This is a genomic window from Citrobacter sp. wls826 (genome assembly GCF_005281245.1).
Classification (GTDB): domain Bacteria; phylum Pseudomonadota; class Gammaproteobacteria; order Enterobacterales; family Enterobacteriaceae; genus Citrobacter; species Citrobacter braakii.
The window spans coordinates 107,142-110,807 of the sequence record NZ_SZWS01000051.1 but is presented as its reverse complement, the minus strand read 5'-3'; the positions used below and the strand labels follow the sequence as shown (position 1 = coordinate 110,807).

Annotated in this window: 5 protein-coding genes; all 5 read right to left on the bottom strand. The window is 54.2% G+C overall.

Features of this window, described 5'->3' with window-relative positions; genetic code table 11:
• A partial coding sequence (locus FDW87_RS22410) for an N-acetyltransferase (RefSeq protein ID WP_371415027.1) occupies nucleotides 1–151 on the bottom strand: 151 nt, incomplete at its 3' end.
• A gap of 11 nt (nucleotides 152–162) precedes the next feature.
• The gene (gene yjdI / locus FDW87_RS12090; RefSeq protein ID WP_016154303.1) at nucleotides 163–393 is read right to left on the bottom strand and encodes a 4Fe-4S mono-cluster protein YjdI; all 231 of its coding nucleotides are present in this window, start codon (nucleotides 391–393) and stop codon (nucleotides 163–165) included.
• Between the two features lie 82 nt (nucleotides 394–475).
• On the bottom strand, nucleotides 476–982 hold the full coding sequence (gene pgaD / locus FDW87_RS12085) for a poly-beta-1,6-N-acetyl-D-glucosamine biosynthesis protein PgaD (protein ID WP_016154304.1): 507 nt from the start codon (nucleotides 980–982) through the stop codon (nucleotides 476–478).
• Nucleotides 979–2,313 carry a poly-beta-1,6-N-acetyl-D-glucosamine synthase gene (pgaC, locus tag FDW87_RS12080; RefSeq protein WP_016154305.1) on the bottom strand — a complete coding sequence of 445 codons (1,335 nt, stop codon included), beginning with the start codon at nucleotides 2,311–2,313 and terminating at the stop codon, nucleotides 979–981. The genes pgaD and pgaC overlap by 4 nt, the downstream gene beginning before the upstream one ends.
• The coding region (pgaB, locus tag FDW87_RS12075; protein WP_252363136.1) for a poly-beta-1,6-N-acetyl-D-glucosamine N-deacetylase PgaB at nucleotides 2,310–3,666 on the bottom strand (1,357 nt) is incomplete at its 5' end. The genes pgaC and pgaB, both read right to left, overlap by 4 nt.

The window sequence follows — 3,666 nt, the reverse complement described above, 5'->3', positions numbered from 1 at the left end:
TACCGACCCCCTGGCCTTTCAGGCTGGGGTCGACATCGGTATGTTCAATGATGCTCAGATGCTCACCCGTCGGCACGAAGACAATCTCGGCAACCTGATTGCCTTCGGCATCGTTAACATAAAATTTGTTGTGGCCTGCAAGAATTTCCATGGTCCCCTCACTCATTTCTGGCGATATTTCAGCGCACCGCTCGGACAGGTATCAATCACTTTAATGACCGTCGCGACATCCACTTCATCCGGAATGATCCACGGTTTACGCTTCAGGTTAAAAAGCGCTGCGCTTCCCCGCACGCAGTTGCCCGAATGTTGACATATCGCCGTATTGAAGTAGACGTCAATCTTCTCGCCGGTATAGGCCCGGTAACCGGCATCCAGTAGTTCCTTATCCACGACATTGCCTCGCATTTTTTTATTGTCTGGGTCTAATCATAGACCTGTGCGAGGCTGAAGGAAGCAACTGAAAGTAGAAATATCACTCAGGCCTTTTCTGCAACAACGGCTGCGGCTCTGGCGGCAAATACTCCAGCATCGCAGGCGTCGGCGGCGGTAGACGGTTATCGGCGATATCCCTGTCCACATCGATATGACTGATTTCACCACTTTCATGATGGTGAACCGTCAGCACCCGCGCTTTGTTCAGCTCTGTCACCAGTTCCCGGGTAATACGTAAACTTTCCGCCAGCTCATGATCTTCCAGTCCGGGCCTGCGACTGCGACGTTCCACCCGAAAACGAAACTGGTTGTACTTCGCCCAACCAATCAGCACCAGTCCGTTGACCAGCGCGACAAGGATGTAAAACGTGACCGTATCCAGCGTGGTGAAAAAGGGTCGCACGCCTATATAAGGTGAGTGCGCCAGAGCGGTGATCAGCCCTTTATAGATCAAATATAAAAAGCCAACCCAGGCAAAAAGCGTTAACAACACGTCAATGATGCGCGGCAGCAAACGCTGCTCCGTAAAGATCAGCGGCTGGCTCATGATTCGATCCTCCCAATTCCACGATCGGGACTCACCCAACGCGCCCTGCCGCGTTTGCGTTTGAGCATTACTTTCGGGAAAGCGACCAGCGTGGTGAACAGGCTTAGCATCCAGTACACCACCGGGAACCAGATAATCCAGAACAACGACGCGCCAATGCCTTTTTCATAGCGCCGCTCAATCATCAGACTCACCGCAAACTGCAGCAAGCACACTACGCCGAGGATTAGCCCAGTAAAGGCCGGCGGGAACAGATGTTGTACATACAGCGAGTCCGGCATCGGGATCATCAGCCCTAACAGGAACAGCACGATACTGATCGCATAGGCAAACGCCCAGGTGGTAGAAAAACAGAACTCAAAAAACAGCGGCCACATACGGCGATATTCCCATGACCACAGGCGGCGCATGTTCACGATAAACACCTCCGCGCCGCCTTGCGCCCAGCGCAGTCGCTGCTTCCATAGCCCTCTTAACGTTTCAGGCATCAGGATCCAGCACAGTGCGCGCGGCTCAAAGAATATCGACCAGTGGCGCAATTGCAGCTTCCAACTGATATCGATGTCTTCGGTGATCATGTCCGGGCTCCAGTAACCGACCTCGGCCAGCGCGCGACGACGAAACGCAGCAACCACGCCGGAAACGGTAAAGATCTGCCCATAAACTCGCTGAGTGCGCTTAATCAAGCCGATAATGGAAGAAAACTCCCCGACCTGCACCCGACCGATTAAGGTGGAGCGGGTTCGAATACGTGGGTTCCCGGTCACCGCACCGACGCGCGGGAACTGGATCAGCGGCGCCACAATATAGGCAACGGCATCACGGTCCAGTAACGCATCGCCATCAATACACACCAGGTAATCACTGCGCGCCGCTGCTGCCCCGGTCTTGAGCGCCAGCGCTTTGCCCTGGTTTTCAGCCAGATGAATCACCCGCAGACTGGGGTATTCCACCGCCAGTTGTTCCAGCACGTCGTGGGTGTCATCCGTTGAACCATCGTTGATGGCAATCACTTCAATATTTTTATATCGCTGCGCCAGCGCGGCCTCAATGGTTTCGCGCGCATTGATCCCTTCGTTAAAACAGGGGATCAGAATGGAAACCAGCGGATTCCCCTCCAGCGTCGGTGGCGGTGTGTCATCTCCCCATTTCCAGTGACGCTCACGGTAGAACCAGAAATAGACCCCGCCGCTTATCCACAAAGCAGACATAAACAAAGGCCAGAAGAAGACGAAGTTCAACATCACTTCACCTGTAAAGATGACCGCCACGCCAAACGGCAGGCTGAACATCAGGCAAAGTATCAGGAAAGCAATTATGCGATCGGTCATTTTTGCGGGTACCAGTATGAGGAGAACGTCGAGCGAATCTCTGACATCTCAGGTTTGTCGCTGATGAAATCATCCGGGTAATAGCCGTAGTTACCTGCACCGCTTAATTTCAGCTGGCGCATCCATTCGGCTATTTGTTTTCCGCTGATTTCAGCCTCGTCCCCGGATTTACGCCAGTCTCGTGCCTGTAGTTCAAACACGGTTTTGTCCAGCGCGCCGGGCGTTTGTGCAACGGCATTCACTAATCTGTCGAGCCAGGCGTTGGCATCATTAGCCGGGATCTGCTCCATGAGAGGCATCGCCATCGGTGCCGTCCAGTCATAGGTATTGAGGAAATCATTCAGGTTCTGCGCAAACCAGGCTTCACTCTCCGGCTCCAGTACCGGCATGGCGTAAATATTGCGCGCCGTCTGCACCTGCGGACCGCGAATATTACGCACCGCCTGGGTCAGTTGTTTGGTGAAGTCGATCAGCACCTTACTTTTCAGTCGCGTCCAGCGCTCGAACGCCTGTGGATTGCTACGGATTTGCTCAATGCTTCCGGGAAGCCCTGCGGCGCGGTAGGCAGCCAACGCCTCCGGTGACGCGTCTTCAAAGTCCGTCAGGAAAGCATCGTCATGGAACAAAATCCCTTTGAAGCTGGCGTGTTTGGCCAGGTCTTCATAGATTTCAGTGATGCGCTGACGCGCTTCGCTGCTCCAGGGGGACAGACGGACATAATTCTCGCGGTTGATCGCTGTACGTCCCGTTTTCGGATCCCAGGCAGTTACGCGTGGGATGGAAGCGTCGAGATCGAAAGCCAGAACCGGCATCCAGGCATACACCGTCACCCCTGCCCGCGTTTGTAACTGCCAGGAGATATAGTTAAAGAGGTCGGCACGCATCGGCAGCCAGCGGTTAGGGAAATAGAGCTCGCGAATATTTCCGTCGCCCTGCGGATCGGCGTAGGCCTGCAGGAAGACATGAGAAATACGCATGTCATAAACGCGCTGGATGAGTTTGTCGATGTTTCGCTTCTGCTGAGCAGGGTCCTTGTCATACACGTAATCCAGATCGACATGCATCACGCGCATCGTCTGCGGTTCACGTACCTGAGCGACCTGGCTGGCAAAGCGCTTAAGAGAGGGGTTATCAGAGATTAGCACGCGCGGGATGTCATCAAGAAACGCGGCATTCGCCAACCCTTCGTTGAGCGTGAAGGCCATCTTATAGCCATGCTCTTTAGCCAGGTTTAACGTTGTGCCATTGGCCGCACCGTAAGGCCAGACCCACGCGCGCGGTGATTTCCCGGTCACCGATTTGATCTTGTTGGTGATGAGAGAGATATCCGCGTTTATACGGCGCGTGTACTGT

Coding starts and splice junctions, on each gene's coding strand:
- pgaD (WP_016154304.1), bottom strand. CDS start 982: ATGAGCCAGCCGCTGATCTTTACGGAGCAGCGTTTGCTGCCGCGCATC.
- pgaC (WP_016154305.1), bottom strand. CDS start 2,313: ATGACCGATCGCATAATTGCTTTCCTGATACTTTGCCTGATGTTCAGC.